The organism is Streptomyces krungchingensis (genome assembly GCF_054729265.1).
Genome location: NZ_JBPUKY010000001.1, coordinates 7971199 through 7986741 on the forward strand (window position 1 = coordinate 7971199; position 15543 = coordinate 7986741).

Consider the following 15543-nt stretch of genomic DNA (forward strand, 5'->3'; position numbering starts at 1 on the left):
GGTCCGGCGCGGTGATCGGCTCCTCCGTTGACCCTCTCACGAGGCCACACCTACCGTAGAGACCGCTTGCTGTCGTGGAAGCCGATCACGACACCGATCGCGGCGTCGAGCGCGACACCGATCACGAAGCCGCCGAGCCGGAAGGTCACCTCGTTGCCCGAGCGTCCCCTGGCGATGTTCGCCATGACAGCCCAGAACGTGCCGCTGATCTTCCCGCCCGGGCTGATGGCCCAGCTGCGCGGGCTGGTCGACGTGGACCCCGCCCTGGTGGCGCAGGACTTCACCGATCCCCGCGTCCGCGCCGTCCTCGCGGAGACCGAGATCCTCGTCACCGGCTGGGGCTGCCCCGCGCTCGACGCCGGCACCCTGGACGCGGCCCCGAAACTGCGGGCCGTGCTGCACTCCGCCGGCTCCGTCAAGGGCTTCACCACGCCCGCAGTCTGGGAGCGCGGGCTCCTCGTGTCGTCGGCGGCCGACGCCAACGCGCTGCCCGTCGCCGAGTACACGCTCGCGATGATCCTGCTCGCGGGCAAGAACGTGTTCGCGCAAAGGGACCGCCTGCGTGCCGAACGTGCCTTCCCCTACGGGCAGATCCTCCCCGGCACCGGCAACTTCGGGCGCCGCGTCGGCATCGTCGGAGCCTCGCGGGTCGGCCGCCGCCTCGTCGAACTGCTGCGCCCCTTCGACCTGGAGGTGAGCCTCGCCGACCCGTACCTCGACGAGGCGGGGGCGGCGGCGCTCGGTGTCCGGCTGCTGCCGCTCGACGACCTGCTCGCCGGCAGTGACATCGTGACGGTCCACGCCCCGGAGACGCCCGAGACCCGGCACCTGATCGGCCGCCGCGAACTCGCCCTGATGCCCGCCGGTTCCGTCCTGATCAACACCGCCCGCGGCTCCCTCGTCGAGCACGACGCCCTGGCCGCCGCGCTGCGGGCCGACCGGATCAGCGCGATCCTCGACGTCACCGACCCCGAGCCGCTGCCGGCCGACTCCCCGCTGTACGACCTGCCGAACGCCTTCATCACCCCCCATCTCGCGGGGTCGCAGGGCAACGAGGTCGCCCGGCTGGGCCGCACGGTGCTGGAGGAACTCGAACGCCTGCTGTCGGGGCAGGAGTTGGCGTGCCGGGTCGACGCGGCCGGGCTGGAACACGCGGCGTGACGCGGCCCGCGAGCCCCGTCGCCGGGTGATCCCTGCGGTGCGTCCCGGGCCTTCGCCGCACAACGCCGCCGCTGCTCGCGCGGATCCGGCACGACCGGCTGCCGGTGCGCGGACAGGCCGGGGCCCGTGTGCGGGTGAGCTCCTAAGGGCGGGACACCGCAGGCCGAGATTTCTGCGAGATTCGTTGCAGATGGCCGCATGGAAGACTGATTCCGTCAATGCGTGGTGATGTCGGTGCGATATCGGTAGCGTGCCGGTCATGACCTACGGCCCTCTCCCCGAAACCGCCCTCACCCGCCACCGCCGGCTCCGTGAGCAGGGCAGCCTCGATCGGGCCGACCTGGACGCGATCCTCGACGCGGGGTTCGTCTGCCATCTCGGCGTGATCGTCGAAGGGCGGCCGGTCGTGGTGCCGACCGTGTACGGGCGCGACGAGCGGCACCTGTACGTGCACGGTTCCGTGGCGAGCCGGAGCCTCGCCGCCGAGCACCCGGTGTGCGTGACCGTCACGCACGTCGACGGACTCGTCCTCGCCCGGTCCGTGTTCGAGCACGGGGTCAACTACCGCAGCGCGATGATCCACGGGACACCCCGCAAGGTCACGGACCCGGAGGAGAAGACCGAGGGGCTGCGGCTGCTCACCGAGCACGCGGCACCCGGCCAGTGGGACTACGCCCGTCGGCCCAGCCGCAAGGAACTGGCCGCGACGACCCTGCTCGCGCTCTCCCTGGAGGAGGCCTCCGTGAAGATCCGTACCGGAGCCCCGGACGACGGCGACGGCCCCGACACGGCGCTCGGCCTGTGGGCCGGCACCCTGCCCCTGGTCCCCACCTGGGGCGCGCCCGAGCCCGACCCGCTGCTGCCCGCGGATCTGGCCCCTCCGGCGCACATCGCGCGACGCGGGGGGACCCGGCACGGCTGACGTGCGGGCAGGGGCATACCGTGAGGAGTCGAGCAACGCAGACTGAACTGGTCGGGAGCGAGGAGAACGGGATGGGCAGCCGCACCGCGCTGGTCGAGGATCTGATGGAGCGGTTCCCGCACGTGCCACGGGAAGCCGTCTTCAAGGAGGACCTGCTCCGCGGGGGCGTCGCCTTCGACGCGTCGGCCCTCAGCGACAACGAGAGCGGCGAGGTCAAGCCGAAGTCCTACTTCATCTTCTCCTTCGACCACGGCACCCTGCCCGAACTGGGCGAGGCCGCCCTGCGGCGCCCGCCGGAGGAGATCATCCTCACCGGAGGGCCGTACGACCTGCGGCGCACCGTCGTGTCCGTACGGGTCAACCCGTCCTCGCCCTACCGTGTCGCCGCCGACGCGGACGGCATGCTCGGGCTGTACCTGGACGGGAAGCGGATCTCCGACGTCGGGGTGCCGCCCATGCCCGAGTACTACCGGCACAAGCTCTCCAACGGGAAGTCCGTGATGGAGGTGGCACCCACCATCCAGTGGGGGTACCTGATCTACCTCACGGTCTTCCGCGTCTGCCAGTACTTCGGCGCCAAGGAGGAGTGCCAGTACTGCGACATCAACCACAACTGGCGCCAGCACAAGGCGGCCGGCCGCCCCTACACCGGCGTGAAGGACGTCGAGGAGGTCCTCGAAGCGCTGGAGATCATCGACCGGTACGACACGGCGAAGGCGTCCACCGCGTACACGCTGACCGGAGGCGCGATCACCAAGACGGTCGCCGGACGCGACGAGGCCGACTTCTACGGCCACTACGCCAAGGCCATCGAGGAGCGCTTCCCCGGACGGTGGATCGGCAAGGTCGTGGCGCAGGCCCTGCCGCGCGACGACGTGCAGCGCTTCAAGGACTACGGCGTGCAGATCTACCACCCCAACTACGAGGTGTGGGACCGCCGCCTGTTCGAGCTGTACTGCCCCGGCAAGGAGCGGTACGTCGGCCGCGACGAATGGCACAAGCGCATCCTGGACTCGGCGGAGATCTTCGGCGCGCGCAACGTCATCCCCAACTTCGTGGCGGGCGTGGAGATGGCCGAGCCCTTCGGCTTCACCACCGTCGACGAGGCCATCGCGTCGACGACCGAGGGTCTGCGCTTTTTCATGTCGCACGGCATCACCCCGCGCTTCACCACCTGGTGCCCGGAGCCGACGACCCCGCTCGGCAAGGCCAACCCGCAGGGCGCGCCGCTGGAGTACCACATCCGCCTCCTGGACGCCTACCGCTCGACGATGGAGGACTTCGGGCTCTCCTCGCCGCCCGGATACGGCCCGCCCGGACCGGGCCGCGCCGTCTTCTCCGTCAGCTCCTTCATGGACAGCCTCCCGGCCCGGGACGAAGCGCAGGAACCGACCCAGGTGTGACCCGCGGTCGGCCCGCCGGGGCCCGGTGACCGCCTCCAGGAGTGAAGGAGTGCGGACTTCGGGGCGCGGCCGTCCGGCGGAGTCGGGCAGACTGGCGGCCGCGGTCCGTGCGGGGAGCGGACCTGTCGGAGCCGTGGTGTGGGGTGGGGGCCATGGACGGGTGGGACGGTACGGCCGGTGTCGACGGCGCTTCGCTGACGCTTGCGCACGAGAGGCTGGAGGCCGGACGCGCACCCGTCGCCGTGTTCGCGGAACTCGCGGCACGGACCGGCGACTGGCATCGCTCGGCGTGGGCCGTCTGCCTGGCCCTCGGAATCCCGGCCCCGGAGGTGGCGGGGCGATTCGCCCGCGGCATGGGCGACATCGCCACCGAATTCCACCAGGGCGAAGAAGAACTGTGCGGCGAGGTCCTGGACACCGTCGGGCTGTTCGACGTCCCCCGGCCGCTCGACGAGCGCGGCACCGAGATCGCACGTCTGCTGGCGACCGCTGCCGGGGCACTGGGCGGCATGCCCAGCGGTCACGCGCTCACCCTGTCCCGCAGACGCGTCAGGGGCGAGTTGACCGCGATGTTCCTGTCGCTGGCACGGACGCTCCCGCGGCGCGAGCGGGCCGGACCCGCGGAGTACTGGGCCGCCCTGTCCGCCGCCGGTGACCTGCTGCTCCAGACCGGCGGCGAGGACAGGCGCGAGGTCGAGCGCGCGCTGCAGGAGTGCCGACGACACGCGGCCGAACACCCTTCGAACGGGGAGAAGCCTGCCGCGTCGGGCGCGGATTGATACGTTCCGGCGTTCCATCCGTATCACTCGGGGGACGCCGTGCCCGGACGGTCCGACGGGCCGAACGGGTGCCACCGCGTGCCACGCCATGTGCGTACGGAGTTTGAATACGGCATTTGAATACGCCGCTTGTCAGTTGTGCGGGAACCGTGAAAAGCTCGGGCCCCGTCGCGAGAGACAGGCCCCAACTCCCCCGTGAGAAAAGTCGAGTTGGGCATTGCATGACCTGGCACACGGAAGCAGCGGATGCAGGAGCCCCCATGCCCGACCTGCCGACCCCTCAGAACGCCGCCGAGGCCGCGCTGTTCTCGGAGTGCTGGGACGCCGTCCTGTCGTACGCCGACCTGTGCACGTCCGGCTCCGCGGCGGCCACCCAGCTGGCCACCGAGGCGTTCACCCACGGCATCCGCGAAGCGCGCACGAACACCGGCACGACGAAGAGCAACGGCCGCAGGACGCCCCGCCTGCCCCGGATCCCCCTGCTGCTCACCTCCGTCCGCACCACCGCCGCCGCCTGGGAGGCCCACGGACAGGGGCACCGCCTCGACCCCGACCTCAGGCTGTGGCTCAACTCCGCGAAGGCCGCCCGGTACACGGGACCGCCGCTGCACCGTCCGCTCGCGCTGCGCGGCCTCAAGGACATGCAGGAGGCCGACGCGGCACTCCTGTGGCTCGCCGAGGTCGAAGCACTTCCGCTGCCCGCCGTGGCCCGGCGGCTCGGCCTCGACCCGACAGCCGCGGCCGAGGAACTCGGCCATGTGCGGGCGCTGTTCAGGGACCGCTGCCACCGCAACCACCTCGACACCCCCATGGACGCCGGCTGCCGCAGCTACGCCCGGCTCCTCGACGCCGTCACCCGCTCACCCGGCGCCGAGACACCGGAGGACCTCTCCCGCCACCTCGCGCAATGCGTCGAGTGCGCGGAGGCCGCCGCCTGTCTGCGGCTGCACGGCGGCGGGCTGCCCGCGGCGCTCGCCGGCGGCGTGATCGGCTGGGGCGGCCTCGCCTATCTGGAGCGCCGGCGCCGGGCCGCGGAGGCGGGCCTGGCCGGCGGACGCGCCGACGCGGCCTCGGACACGGGCATCGCCGTGGGCACGGTGGCCCGGCCGCGGCTCGGACGGACCGGGCTCCTCGCCGCGGCCGTCCTGGTGTCGGGCCTCGCCCTCACGGTCTCGCTGATGCCCTTCGGCGACGGGAACGGGCGCGACGCCGTCGCGCGCGGCGACTCCACCGACCGGCAGCCCGTCGCGGACCCGGGCATCCCCTCCCCGTCCGCCACCGCCCGCCCCGCCGACCCCTCGGTGTCGCCGGAGCCGAAGAGACCGGCGCCGGCCACCGCCACGCACACGAGACCGGACCCGGAACCCCAGGGCACGTCCTCCTCCCCGGCCGGTTCCGCCACCCCGGCCGCGCACCCCACCCGGAGCGCGTCCTGCAAGGTGAAGTACGAGATCGTCGACGAGTGGCCGGACGGCTTCCAGGCCACCGTCGCCGTCACCTCCGCACAGGCCCTCGACGACTGGCAGGTCGACTGGACCTTCCCCGACGGCCAGCGCGTCACCCAGATGTGGGACGGCACCTTCACCCAGCACGGCTCCCGCGTCACCGCCTCCGCCGCCACCTACAACAAGTCCGTCGCGGCCGGCGGCACCTTCGCCGTCGGCTTCATCGGCTCCTGGGACGACCACAACGCGGCCCCGGACAACTTCACGCTCAACGGCGGACGTTGCGCCGGCACGGCCTGAGCCGCGGACTCCGGATTTAATCGGTTGACGGACCTCAGGGGGGTCCAGCTACGGTGTGCGTGTTCGAGCGAAGGCCGGTCGCCTTCGCTCCCGGCGAGTGTTCTCGAGGAGGTGTGACCGATGGCTGTCGTTGCGATGGGCGCTGCCCGCATCCCGAAGTTCATCAAGTCCACCTCCGTGGCCGCCGGCTGACCTTCCTCCTTCCTCCGCGCCCGAGTGCGCGTGCCGGGGCCGCCCTTGTGAAGGGTCTCCCTTGACTTCCAGCTCCGCCTTCTCCGCTTCTCCTGCCTCCTCCACCCCCTCCGCCCTCGCCGCCTACGGCTGGGACGACGCATGGGCGGACGAGTTCGCCCCGTACGCCGCCGAAGGCCTCGTCGCCGGGCGGGTGGTCCGGGTCGACCGCGGCCAGTGCGACGTGGTCACCGCCGACGGGCTCCTGCGCGCGGACACCGCGTTCGTGACGCCGCACGACCCGATGCGGGTCGTGTGCACCGGCGACTGGGTCGCCGTCGAACCCTCGGGCAACCCGCGCTACGTACGCACGTATCTGCCGCGGCGTACCGCCTTCGTGCGCTCCACCTCCTCCAAGCGTTCCGAGGGGCAGATCCTCGCCGCCAACGTGGACCATGCCGTGGTGGCGGTGTCCCTCGCCGTCGAACTCGACCTCGGCCGCATCGAACGCTTCCTGGCCCTGGCCTGGGAGTCCGGGGCGCAGCCGGTGGTCGTGCTCACCAAGGCCGACCTCGTGCCGGAGCCCGCGACGCTCGGACACCTCGTGCAGGACGTGGAGACGACCGCACCGGGCGTCCCGGTGCTGACGGTCAGCTCCGCGACCGGCGAGGGCGTCGACGTCCTCGCGGCCGTCCTCGCCGGCGGTACGTCGGTCCTCCTCGGCCAGTCCGGGGCGGGCAAGTCCACGCTCGCGAACGCCCTGCTCGGCGAGGACGTCATGGACGTCCAGGCCACGCGGGACGTCGACGGCAAGGGCCGCCACACCACCACGACCCGCAACCTCCTCGCCCTGCCCGGCGGCGGCGTCCTCATCGACACCCCGGGACTGCGCGGCGTCGGCCTCTGGGACGCCGAGACCGGCGTCGGACAGGTCTTCGCCGAGATCGAGGAGCTCGCGGCGGACTGCCGCTTCACGGACTGCGCCCATGTCTCCGAACCCGGTTGCGCGGTGCTCGCGGCCCTCGACTCGGGTGTGCTCCACGAACGCCGCCTCGACAGCTACCGGAAGCTGCTGCGCGAGAACCAGCGGATCGTGGCCAAGACGGACGCCCGGCTCCGCGCCGAGATCCGCCGTGACTGGAAGCGCAAGGGGGCGGAGGGCCGGGCCGCCATGGAGGCGAAGCGAGGACGCTTCTGAGCCGGCCGGCTCGTCCCGCACTGTCCCGGCCGGCCCGTGCCGCAGGCTCCGGTAGGGGGCCAGGGCCAGGGCCAGGGCCAGGGCTAGGACGGTGCGGGGCCAGGGCCAGGGCCGGGACGGTGCGGGGCCAGGGCCAGGGCCGGGACGGTGCGGGACCGGGACGGTCCGCCGGCCCGCACCCAGCGTCATGTCCGAAATCCGCCGGACCCGTGCCGGGCGACGGCGCACACTGGGAGGGTGATCGACGAAGACACCAGGTACGAGGCCGTACGGAGCAGGGACGCCCGGTTCGACGGGGAGTTCTTCTTCGCGGTGGAGACGACCGGGATCTACTGCCGGCCGAGCTGCCCCGCCGTGACGCCGAAACGGCAGAACGTGCGGTTCTACCCGACGGCCGCCGCGGCGCAGGGCTCCGGCTTCCGGGCCTGCCGCAGGTGCCGCCCGGACGCCGTGCCCGGCTCCGCGGAGTGGAACGTACGCGCCGATGTCGTCGGCCGGGCCATGCGCCTGATCGGGGACGGCGTCGTCGACCGGGAGGGGGTCGGAGGTCTCGCCGTACGCCTCGGCTACAGCTCCCGGCAGGTGCAGCGGCAGCTGACCGCCGAGGTCGGCGCCGGCCCCGTCGCGCTGGCCCGTGCCCAGCGCGCCCACACCGCGCGCGTGCTGCTCCAGACCACCGGACTCCCGGTCACGCACATCGCGTTCGCGGCCGGGTTCGCCAGCGTGCGGCAGTTCAACGACACGATCCGTGCGGTGTACGCGTCGACGCCGAGCGAGCTGCGGGCCGCGGCGCCGCGCACCGGTTCCGACGTCCCGCGCGGGGCCACCCCCACCGCCGGGGTGCCGCTCCGGCTCGCCTTCCGGGGGCCCTACCGGTCCGCCGACGTCTTCGACCTGCTCGCCGCGGAGGCGGTCCCGGGCATCGAGGACGTCGGCGGCCCGCACGGCAGGCGCACCTATCGGCGCACGCTCCGGCTGCCCTACGGCAGCGGCATCGCCGCGGTCGACGAGCGCCCGAGCGGTGCCCGGCGACGCCCCGGTCCCGCGGACGCGGCGCACCCCGGCGGCTGGCTCGACGCCCGGCTCCACCTCACCGACCTGCGCGATCTGACCACCGCCGTGCAGCGGCTGCGCAGGCTGTTCGACCTGGACGCCGACCCGTACGCCGTCGACGAGCGGCTGGGCGCCGATCCGCTGCTGGGCCCGCTGGTCGTCGCGCGGCCGGGCCTGCGGTCACCGGGCGCCGCCGATCCGGACGAGCTCGCGGTGCGCGCGCTGGTGGGGCGGACGGCGGCCGAGGAGCTGGTGCGCCGGTACGGGAAGGCGCTGGACGCCCCGTGCGGCACGCTCACGCATCTCTTCCCGGAACCGGCGGTGCTGGCGCAGGCCGAGCCGGACGGCACCCTGGGCGCACTGGCTGCCGCCCTCGCCGACGGCGCACTGAGGCTCGACCCGGGCGCCGACCGTGACGACGCCCACGAGGCGCTGCTCGCGATCGCGGGCATGGACGAGGACACCGCGGCCGTCATCCGCACGCGCGCGCTCGGCGATCCGGACGTGGCCCCGCCCGGGCAGGACGTGCCGGACGGCTGGAGGCCCTGGCGGTCCTACGCCGTGCGGCACCTGCGCGTGGCGCGGCAGCCGGGGGAGGAGCCGGGCCGGGACCGCACGGTCTGAGCGGGAATCCGTCGGGACGGCGTGCGCAGACCGTCGGGACGAACCCTCGGGGCGGCAGGACGAAACCGTCGGGACCGCGTGGGGAATCCCTCAGGACGAACCGTCGTGACGGCACGACGGAGCCGGCCGGACGGAGCCGGCCGGACGGAGCCGGCCGGACGGAGCCGGCCGGACGGAGCGACACGACGGAGCCGAGGACTCGTCGCGAGGCCCCGCGACGGCTCAGTCCACCGGCGACGGCAGCAGACGCGGTTCGATGCGTTCCTCCACCGCCGCGTCGCCCTCGCGCCTGACCAGGTACGCGCCCTTGCCCGGTATCTCGGTGACGGCCTCGGCGAGTGCGGTGCCGCGGTAGACCAGGCCCACCCCGTCGTCGGTGCAGTGGGTGTCGGGGAGCGTGCCGTCGGCGACGAGCCGGTGCACCAGCGGGCGGCGGCCCGCGTCGCTGTCGTAGTGCACGCCGTTGCCGTACGGCAGGTAGCCGAGCCCGTCGGTGAGCGGGCGCAGCTCGGGGCCGAAGGAGTCCGTGGTGCCGCCCCGGAACCAGCAGAGGGAACCGGCGCTCACCCCGCTGAGCACGACCCCGGCCTGCCAGGCGCGCCGGAAGACCGCGTCGAGGCCGTGCACGCGCCACACCGCGAGCAGGTTCGCCGCCGAACCGCCCATGACCCACACGACGTCCTGTTCGAGCACCGACGCCTCGATGTCCTCGATGTTCGGCATGGGGAAGAGATGGAGGGGAGTCAGGTCGAAGCCGGCCACACGGGCCGCCTCGGTCATCCGGGCGGTGAAGTGCTCGGCGTCGCCGATCGCCGTCCCGACGTACATGACACGGGGGCGGCGACCCCGGACCTCCGCCAGTTCCACGGCGTGGTGGACGAGGGCGTCGAAGGTCACCCGCGTGCGGTCTCCGGGACGATGACCACCCGAGGTGGCCAGAATGGTGGGCTCCGAGGCGGTCATGGCTCGCGACCCTACCAAGGGCGTATCGCCGGGTGATCTTCGACGGGTGGACCGGCCGGACCGGTCAGTCCTCAAGTCCCCAGCTGTGGATCCGCTTCGGGTGGATGCGGATCAGGTCCTCACTGAAGTGCGGGCCCAACTCGTGCGGCCCGGTGAGCAGTTCTGCCTCCCCGCGCATGTCCACGCCGCGCACCTTCCACGGCCGGAGGCTCACGATGTCGTCGACGACGAGGGCGACCTTCGGGTTCTTCTGCAGATTGCGCCACTTCTTCGTCGTGCCCATCGCGTATCCGCCGACCAGGATCGTCCCGTCCTCCTGGGGGAAGAAGCCGACGGGATTCGCCTGCGGCTGCCCGTGCGGGTCGACGGTGGCCAGCCGTCCCAGCCGCTGTGACGTCAGGTACGCGCGCTCGGCCGCGCTGAATTCGGTCATGACAGCAGCCGAACACGCGCGTGCCCGCGGCACATCGGACCTTCGGCCCAGGTCCTGCGCCGGAGGGCCGCCCGCGCGGCACCTGCCCACCGGACCGTCCGGAGCCCTCTCGACGACCTCGGCAGACCGTGCCCGCCCGAGCTCGGCGGAGCCCGCCCGCCCGAGCTCGGCGGAGTCCGCCCGTCCGGCCTCCTGAACCGGCCCGCCGGTTCCCGCGGGGTGCGCCCAATGGTGTGACAGCGTGTTGAGCGGGCCGACGGCCAGGGAAACGATGCCCTCATGACCCGCGCGATCAAGGTCCGGCATCTCCTGGCCGCTCTGGTGACCACCGTGGTTCTCGCGCCGCCGCACGCGAACGCGGACACGGGGCGGTTCCCGGACCGGGCGGCCGCCGGGGCGCGCGGCCCGGCGTGGACCGGCACGTGGGAGGCGGCCGCCTCCGGCACCGCCGACGCCCTGCCCGGTGCCTCGATCCGCAACGTCGTGCACACCAGTGTCGGCGGACACGCGGCCCGCGTCCGCCTGTCCAACCGGCTCGGTACGGCACCGCTGCAACTCGGCTCCGTGACCCTCGCGTTGCAGCGTCCCGGCGCGAAGGCCGGCCCGCGGGCCGTCGCGGGTTCGATGCGCAAGGTCACCTTCTCCGGTGCCGGATCGGTGACGATCCCCGCGGGCAGGGACGTGGTCAGCGACCGCGTCGACCTCACGGTCCCCGCCGACGCGGACCTGCTCATCTCGGTGCACACACCCGTCGACTCCGGCCCCGCGACGTACCACCGCTCCGCGCTCCAGCCCAACTTCGTGGCGGTCCGGGGTGACCGCACGGCCGACGAGAGCGGCGTCGCGTACACCACCACCCTCAACAACTGGTACTACGTCACCGGCGTCGACGTGCTCGGTTCCACCGCCGCGGGCAGTGTGGTCGCGCTCGGCGACTCCCTCACGGACGGCACCGGTTCGACGTTCGGTGCCAACCACCGCTGGCCCGACCGGCTCGCCGACCGGCTGAGCACCCTGCCCGCGCACCGCCGGCTCGGCGTCCTCAACGCGGGCATCGCCGGGAACCGGATCCTCCTCGACGGCCGCGGCCCGAGGACCCTGTCCCGGCTCGACGCCGACGTCTTCTCCCGCACCGGCGTCCGCTCGCTGATCGTGCTGCAGGGCATCAACGACATCAAGGGCCCACCGGAGCAGACGGATCCGCGCGTCATCGAGGACGCCTACCGTCTGATCGTGCGCCGCGCCCACGCCCACGGCATCCGCGTCGTCGGCGCGACGATCACCCCGTACGGCGGTCACAGCGCGTACACGCGGGCCCGTGAGGCCGCGCGGCAGGCGGTCAACGCCGCCATCCGCACACGCGGCCTCTTCGACGCGGTCGCGGACTTCGACGCGACCGTCCGCGACCCGGCCCACCCGAGCCGCATCCGCCCCGCCTACGACCCCGGTGACCACCTCCACTTCAACGACGCGGGCATGAAGGCGCTGGCCGGCACCGTCGACCTCACGGCGCTCGCGCCCTGAACCGCCGGCTACGCGGGCTGCCCCCATCGAGGGGCGGCCTCGGCCGGCCGGACCGGTGCGACGGTGAGGTCAGGGCGGTCGCCGCGCGCGGTGATCAGTGCCGACTCGCCCTTGCGCAGGGCGATGCGGATGGCGCCGTCGCCCGCGTCGGCGGTGTGCAGGGGCCGCCCGTGACCGTCGCGGACCTCGACCGGTCCCGGGATGCCGTGCCGTACGACGCAGGGTGCCCCCGCCTCGCTCGACAGCCGTACCCAGCGGGTCGCGCCGCCCTCGCGGACCGCCGAGAGCAGGAAGGCGCCCTGGGTGCGGAAGTCGTGGACGGCGAGGTCGCGCCAGGCGGCGGGCAGGGCGGGAAAGACGCGGACGACTCCGCCCCATGACTGGCAGACCATGTCGTGCAGGGACTGGGCGGCGGAGAGCGGGGTCTCGATGACCGGGCCCGACTCCTTGTACATGGTGTTGGGCTGGATGAACCGGGTCATCAGCTCGCCCAGGTACGCGAGCGCGTCCTCGCCCTTGCCGAGCAGCGCGGACATCGACGCGGCGCCGGTGAAGGTGTAGCCCTGGAGGGCACCCTCGAAGCCCACCCAGTGCGCCAGCGACCTCTCGATCAGGGCGCGTTCGTCGGGTGTGCGGCCGGTCAGCTCGTACAGCGGGTACACGGCGAGCAGATGCGAGTAGTGGCGGTGCGACTTCGCGAACGGGATGTCGGCGCCGATCATGAAGCCGTTGGCGTCGGTCGGGTAGTCCGCCCGGCGCGCGAGCACGTCGCGCCAGCGGGGCGCCGACTCGTCGTCCACGCCGAGGAGTTCGGCCGACTCCAGGAGCGTGCGGCAGCCCCATGTCAGCAGCATCAGGTCGTAGTTGCAGTCGCGGGTGTTGCCGCCGTACTCGGGGGAGAAGGTCGCCGGGAGGTGGAGCCGGCCGTCCGCGCCCGGTTCCAGGAAGTGCAGGTAGTAGTTGACCGCCTTGCGCAGGAGCGGGAAGAGGACGTCGCGCAGGATCGACTCGTCCATCGTGTGGCGGTAGCTGAGCCAGACGTTGTGCAGGGCCCAGGTGAGGTTGCCGACCTCGGGGGTCGGCGGGTCCTGGCCCGGGATGCCGACGCCGTAGCCGGTGAGGGTGCCGGCCGCGCCATTGACGAGCTGCGGGTCGGTGGTGCGCGGGATGCCGAGCGAGTCGCCCCGGTACCGCTCCGCCACCTCCTTGGCGAGGTTGTCCCGGAACTCGCCCAACGCCCTTGTCACCGCGTCGAGTTCGAGATGGTTGGAGCCGTGGATCAGCCAGTACTCCAGCTGGACGTTGAGGTTCCACCAGGTGTTCGGCCACGGCGTGGGCTCCAGCCAGGGTCCGCTGGTGGCCATCACGGGGGCGTCCCGGCGGGCGGCGGACGCCGTCTTGTACAGCTGGATCCAGTAGAAGCGCTGGAGGCGCGCGTCGGGCAGGGAGAGGAAGCTCTTGCGGTAGTAGGCGTGCCACCGGGCGCGATGCGTCCGTGCCAGCCCGTCGTACGGCAGGGCGGAGGCGCCGCGCACGGCGGCGACCGCGCGCTCCGGCGCCGTGGACTTCGGGTAGGAGTGCGCGACATGGACGTACAGGGTGCGCGTGCCGCCCCTGGTCCGCTCCCTCCAGGCGGTCGCGTGTCCGCCGCCCGACAGCAGCGGCTGCACGGCGGTGAGGACGCCGTCGTCCTCCACGACCTCGGCGGGCGGGTTGCCCCGGTAGCCGTCCGGCAGCGGTTTGAACCCGGCGCGCGGGCTGATGGCGTCCGCCGGATGGAACACCCAGCGGAAGTCGCGCTCGCCGTCGCTGGGCGTCACCTCCACGGCGAGCACCGAACGGGAGTCGTGGACCAGCGCGCGCAGCGTCAGCGTGCCCTTGTCGGTGGTGAGCGTGCCGGTGAGTTCGGCGTCCTCCAGCCGAAGCCGCCAGTCGAGGCCGGTGATCGTGCCGGCCGGCTCCAGCGTGAACCAGCCGATGGGCAGGCGGGCGAGTCCGAAGAGCGAGCCGAACTCGGGGCGGTGGTCCTGCACCTCGGAGTGCTGCACGTTGAAGCGCACGGCCCTGGTCTCGGCGCCCGGTTCGGCGTAGATGCCGGAGCCGAGGAAGCCGTTGCCGAGGAACGGGCCCTCGTACCAGGTGCGCGGCATGCGCTGCCACACCAGGTCGGCGTCGTCGAGGACCGCCGTCCACGGGTCGGCGGCGACGCTGTCCGGGTCGGCGGCCCGGGTCCGCGTCTGTGCCCGGGCCTGCGGACCGCCCGCGAGCAGCGCACCTCCCAGGGCGGGGCCGGTGGCGAGCACGGTACGTCTGGACGGGCTGGGCATGGCGCCTCCTGGCGACTCGTACGGCAACACACGCACGGTGATTCATCGGAGCTATCCCGGAAGGCAACGTAGGGATGGTGCGGTAGTCCGTCAATGGTCGGGGAGAGATCCGATGTGTTGACGCGTACGTGAACTGCGGCCGCATAGCTGCACGCAGGCACGCTTCCAGTACCGGTCCCGATTCCCTCGGCCCGGGTGCCGGGTGCCGGGTGCCGGGTGCGGGGTGCGGGGTGCCGGGTGCCGGTTCCCGCCTCCATGGGGCCGTCGACCCCCTCCGTCAGGGCCTCGGCCTCCCGGGGTCGAGGCCGGCTCCGTGCCCCGGCGGCCCGCTCCTGGCTCCGCCGCCCCGCTCCGGTCGCCTCTGCGGGGGCGTCCACGGCCCCGTCAGGGTCTCGGCGTCTTGGGCCCGACGCCGGCTCCGCGCCCCGGCGGCCCGCTCCTGGCTCCGCCGCCCCGCTCCGGTCGCCTCTGCGGGGGCGTCCACGGCCCCGTCAGGGTCTCCGGGGTCCCGGGCCCTACGCCCCGCCGCCCCGCTCCTGGCTCCGCCGCCCCGCTCCGGTCGCCGGTGCGGGGGCGCCCACGGCCCCGTCAGGGTCTCGGTGTCCCGGGCCCGACGCCGGGCCCCACGTCCCCGCGATCCGCCGCCGTGGGACCGGGCTCTCCCGGCGCTCCGCCGCCGCGGGACCGGGTTCTCCCGGCGGCCCGCCGCCAGGGACCGGGCTCAGCCCCAGATGACCGCCCCCAGCCACGCCCCCAGGATCAGCAGGCAGGCGAAGAGCTCCGTCAGGACGCTCCAGCCGCCCGCGCGCATCAAGGTCCGTACCGCCGTGCCCGCCTGCCCGTGGCCGCCCAGCCGGCGCCGTTCGCACAGGTAGATGCCGCCGAGGAAACCGGGTATCGCGCCGATCACCGGCACGAGGAAGAAGCCGAGCAGCGCTCCGAGACCGGCGTACACCGCCGTCCGGGTGGTGGCTCCGCTCGCACGCAGCCGCCGCGGCGGGAGCGCCCAGCGGATCGCCCGGGACAGGAGCAGGACCCCGGTCGCACCGACCAGCACCCCCCACGACAGGGCACGCGGGTCCTCCAGCGCCCACCACGCGACCGCGGCCCAGACCAGCCACGAGCCCGGTACACCGGGCACCAGTACTCCGGCCAGACCGAGCAGCATCACCACGCCGACCGGCAGGAGTTCCCACGCTCCCATCTGCCCAGGGTGCAGGAGCGAACGGGAAGCCGCAGG

13 protein-coding genes are annotated in these 15543 nt (G+C 73.3%); 8 read left to right on the plus strand and 5 right to left on the minus strand.

Going from position 1 to position 15543, the window contains the following annotated elements; all coding sequences use genetic code 11:
• Positions 1-50: 50 nt before the first annotated feature.
• Positions 51-185, minus strand: coding sequence for a hypothetical protein (locus ACSYGO_RS34850; protein ID WP_257005006.1), 135 nt, complete (start codon positions 183-185; stop codon positions 51-53).
• Between ACSYGO_RS34850 and ACSYGO_RS34855 the strand changes: the two genes are divergently transcribed.
• From ACSYGO_RS34855 to ACSYGO_RS34885, 7 genes are all read left to right on the plus strand, one after another.
• Positions 154-1161: a hydroxyacid dehydrogenase gene (locus tag ACSYGO_RS34855; protein WP_460388949.1), complete on the plus strand. Its 1008-nt coding sequence runs from the start codon at positions 154-156 to the stop codon at positions 1159-1161. The genes ACSYGO_RS34850 and ACSYGO_RS34855 overlap by 32 nt on opposite strands.
• 259 nt (positions 1162-1420) lie before the next feature.
• Positions 1421-2083 carry a pyridoxamine 5'-phosphate oxidase family protein gene (locus ACSYGO_RS34860; RefSeq protein ID WP_460388950.1) on the plus strand — a complete coding sequence of 221 codons (663 nt, stop codon included), beginning with the start codon at positions 1421-1423 and terminating at the stop codon, positions 2081-2083.
• Positions 2084-2154: 71 nt separating this feature from the next.
• Complete coding sequence (locus ACSYGO_RS34865; RefSeq protein ID WP_426681232.1) at positions 2155-3486, plus strand: radical SAM protein; 1332 nt, start codon at positions 2155-2157, stop codon at positions 3484-3486.
• 152 nt (positions 3487-3638) lie between these two features.
• Positions 3639-4265, plus strand: a complete 627-nt coding sequence (locus ACSYGO_RS34870) for a hypothetical protein (RefSeq protein WP_460388952.1) — start codon at positions 3639-3641, stop codon at positions 4263-4265.
• Between the two features lie 260 nt (positions 4266-4525).
• A complete protein-coding gene (locus ACSYGO_RS34875; RefSeq protein ID WP_460388953.1) occupies positions 4526-6010 on the plus strand; it encodes a cellulose binding domain-containing protein in 1485 nt (494 codons plus the stop codon).
• A gap of 253 nt (positions 6011-6263) precedes the next feature.
• Positions 6264-7379 carry a ribosome small subunit-dependent GTPase A gene (rsgA, locus tag ACSYGO_RS34880; RefSeq protein WP_432176556.1) on the plus strand — a complete coding sequence of 372 codons (1116 nt, stop codon included), beginning with the start codon at positions 6264-6266 and terminating at the stop codon, positions 7377-7379.
• Positions 7380-7619: 240 nt separating this feature from the next.
• Entirely contained in the window at positions 7620-9056 is a 1437-nt protein-coding gene (locus ACSYGO_RS34885) for a DNA-3-methyladenine glycosylase 2 family protein (RefSeq protein ID WP_426681262.1), read from the plus strand.
• Positions 9057-9278: 222 nt separating this feature from the next.
• On the opposite strand, the gene ACSYGO_RS34890 is transcribed toward ACSYGO_RS34885, so the two are convergent.
• Both ACSYGO_RS34890 and ACSYGO_RS34895 read right to left on the minus strand, forming a co-directional pair.
• On the minus strand, positions 9279-10019 hold the full coding sequence (locus ACSYGO_RS34890) for a Type 1 glutamine amidotransferase-like domain-containing protein (RefSeq protein WP_426681228.1): 741 nt from the start codon (positions 10017-10019) through the stop codon (positions 9279-9281).
• Between the two features lie 64 nt (positions 10020-10083).
• Complete coding sequence (locus ACSYGO_RS34895; RefSeq protein ID WP_426681227.1) at positions 10084-10452, minus strand: PPOX class F420-dependent oxidoreductase; 369 nt, start codon at positions 10450-10452, stop codon at positions 10084-10086.
• 279 nt (positions 10453-10731) lie between these two features.
• Here ACSYGO_RS34895 and ACSYGO_RS34900 point away from each other — a divergent pair, with 279 nt between their 5' ends.
• Positions 10732-11976, plus strand: a complete 1245-nt coding sequence (locus ACSYGO_RS34900) for an SGNH/GDSL hydrolase family protein (RefSeq protein WP_426681226.1) — start codon at positions 10732-10734, stop codon at positions 11974-11976.
• Positions 11977-11984: 8 nt separating this feature from the next.
• On the opposite strand, the gene ACSYGO_RS34905 is transcribed toward ACSYGO_RS34900, so the two are convergent.
• Together ACSYGO_RS34905 and ACSYGO_RS34910 are read right to left on the minus strand one after the other, a co-directional pair.
• On the minus strand, positions 11985-14303 hold the full coding sequence (locus tag ACSYGO_RS34905) for a glycosyl hydrolase family 95 catalytic domain-containing protein (RefSeq protein ID WP_460388956.1): 2319 nt from the start codon (positions 14301-14303) through the stop codon (positions 11985-11987).
• A 721-nt stretch (positions 14304-15024) separates the two neighbouring features.
• Positions 15025-15507, minus strand: coding sequence for a DUF456 domain-containing protein (locus ACSYGO_RS34910; RefSeq protein WP_426682581.1), 483 nt, complete (start codon positions 15505-15507; stop codon positions 15025-15027).
• Positions 15508-15543 lie beyond the last annotated feature (36 nt).

What these genes read in the sequence shown, in the direction of transcription:
- ACSYGO_RS34895 (WP_426681227.1), bottom strand. Translation starts at nt 10,452, where the DNA reads ATGACCGAATTCAGCGCGGCCGAGCGCGCGTACCTGACGTCACAGCGG.
- ACSYGO_RS34850 (WP_257005006.1), bottom strand. Translation starts at nt 185, where the DNA reads ATGGCGAACATCGCCAGGGGACGCTCGGGCAACGAGGTGACCTTCCGG.
- ACSYGO_RS34900 (WP_426681226.1), top strand. Translation starts at nt 10,732, where the DNA reads ATGACCCGCGCGATCAAGGTCCGGCATCTCCTGGCCGCTCTGGTGACC.
- ACSYGO_RS34890 (WP_426681228.1), bottom strand. Translation starts at nt 10,019, where the DNA reads ATGACCGCCTCGGAGCCCACCATTCTGGCCACCTCGGGTGGTCATCGT.
- ACSYGO_RS34875 (WP_460388953.1), top strand. Translation starts at nt 4,526, where the DNA reads ATGCCCGACCTGCCGACCCCTCAGAACGCCGCCGAGGCCGCGCTGTTC.
- ACSYGO_RS34905 (WP_460388956.1), bottom strand. Translation starts at nt 14,303, where the DNA reads ATGCCCAGCCCGTCCAGACGTACCGTGCTCGCCACCGGCCCCGCCCTG.
- ACSYGO_RS34860 (WP_460388950.1), top strand. Translation starts at nt 1,421, where the DNA reads ATGACCTACGGCCCTCTCCCCGAAACCGCCCTCACCCGCCACCGCCGG.
- ACSYGO_RS34865 (WP_426681232.1), top strand. Translation starts at nt 2,155, where the DNA reads ATGGGCAGCCGCACCGCGCTGGTCGAGGATCTGATGGAGCGGTTCCCG.
- ACSYGO_RS34870 (WP_460388952.1), top strand. Translation starts at nt 3,639, where the DNA reads ATGGACGGGTGGGACGGTACGGCCGGTGTCGACGGCGCTTCGCTGACG.
- ACSYGO_RS34910 (WP_426682581.1), bottom strand. Translation starts at nt 15,507, where the DNA reads ATGGGAGCGTGGGAACTCCTGCCGGTCGGCGTGGTGATGCTGCTCGGT.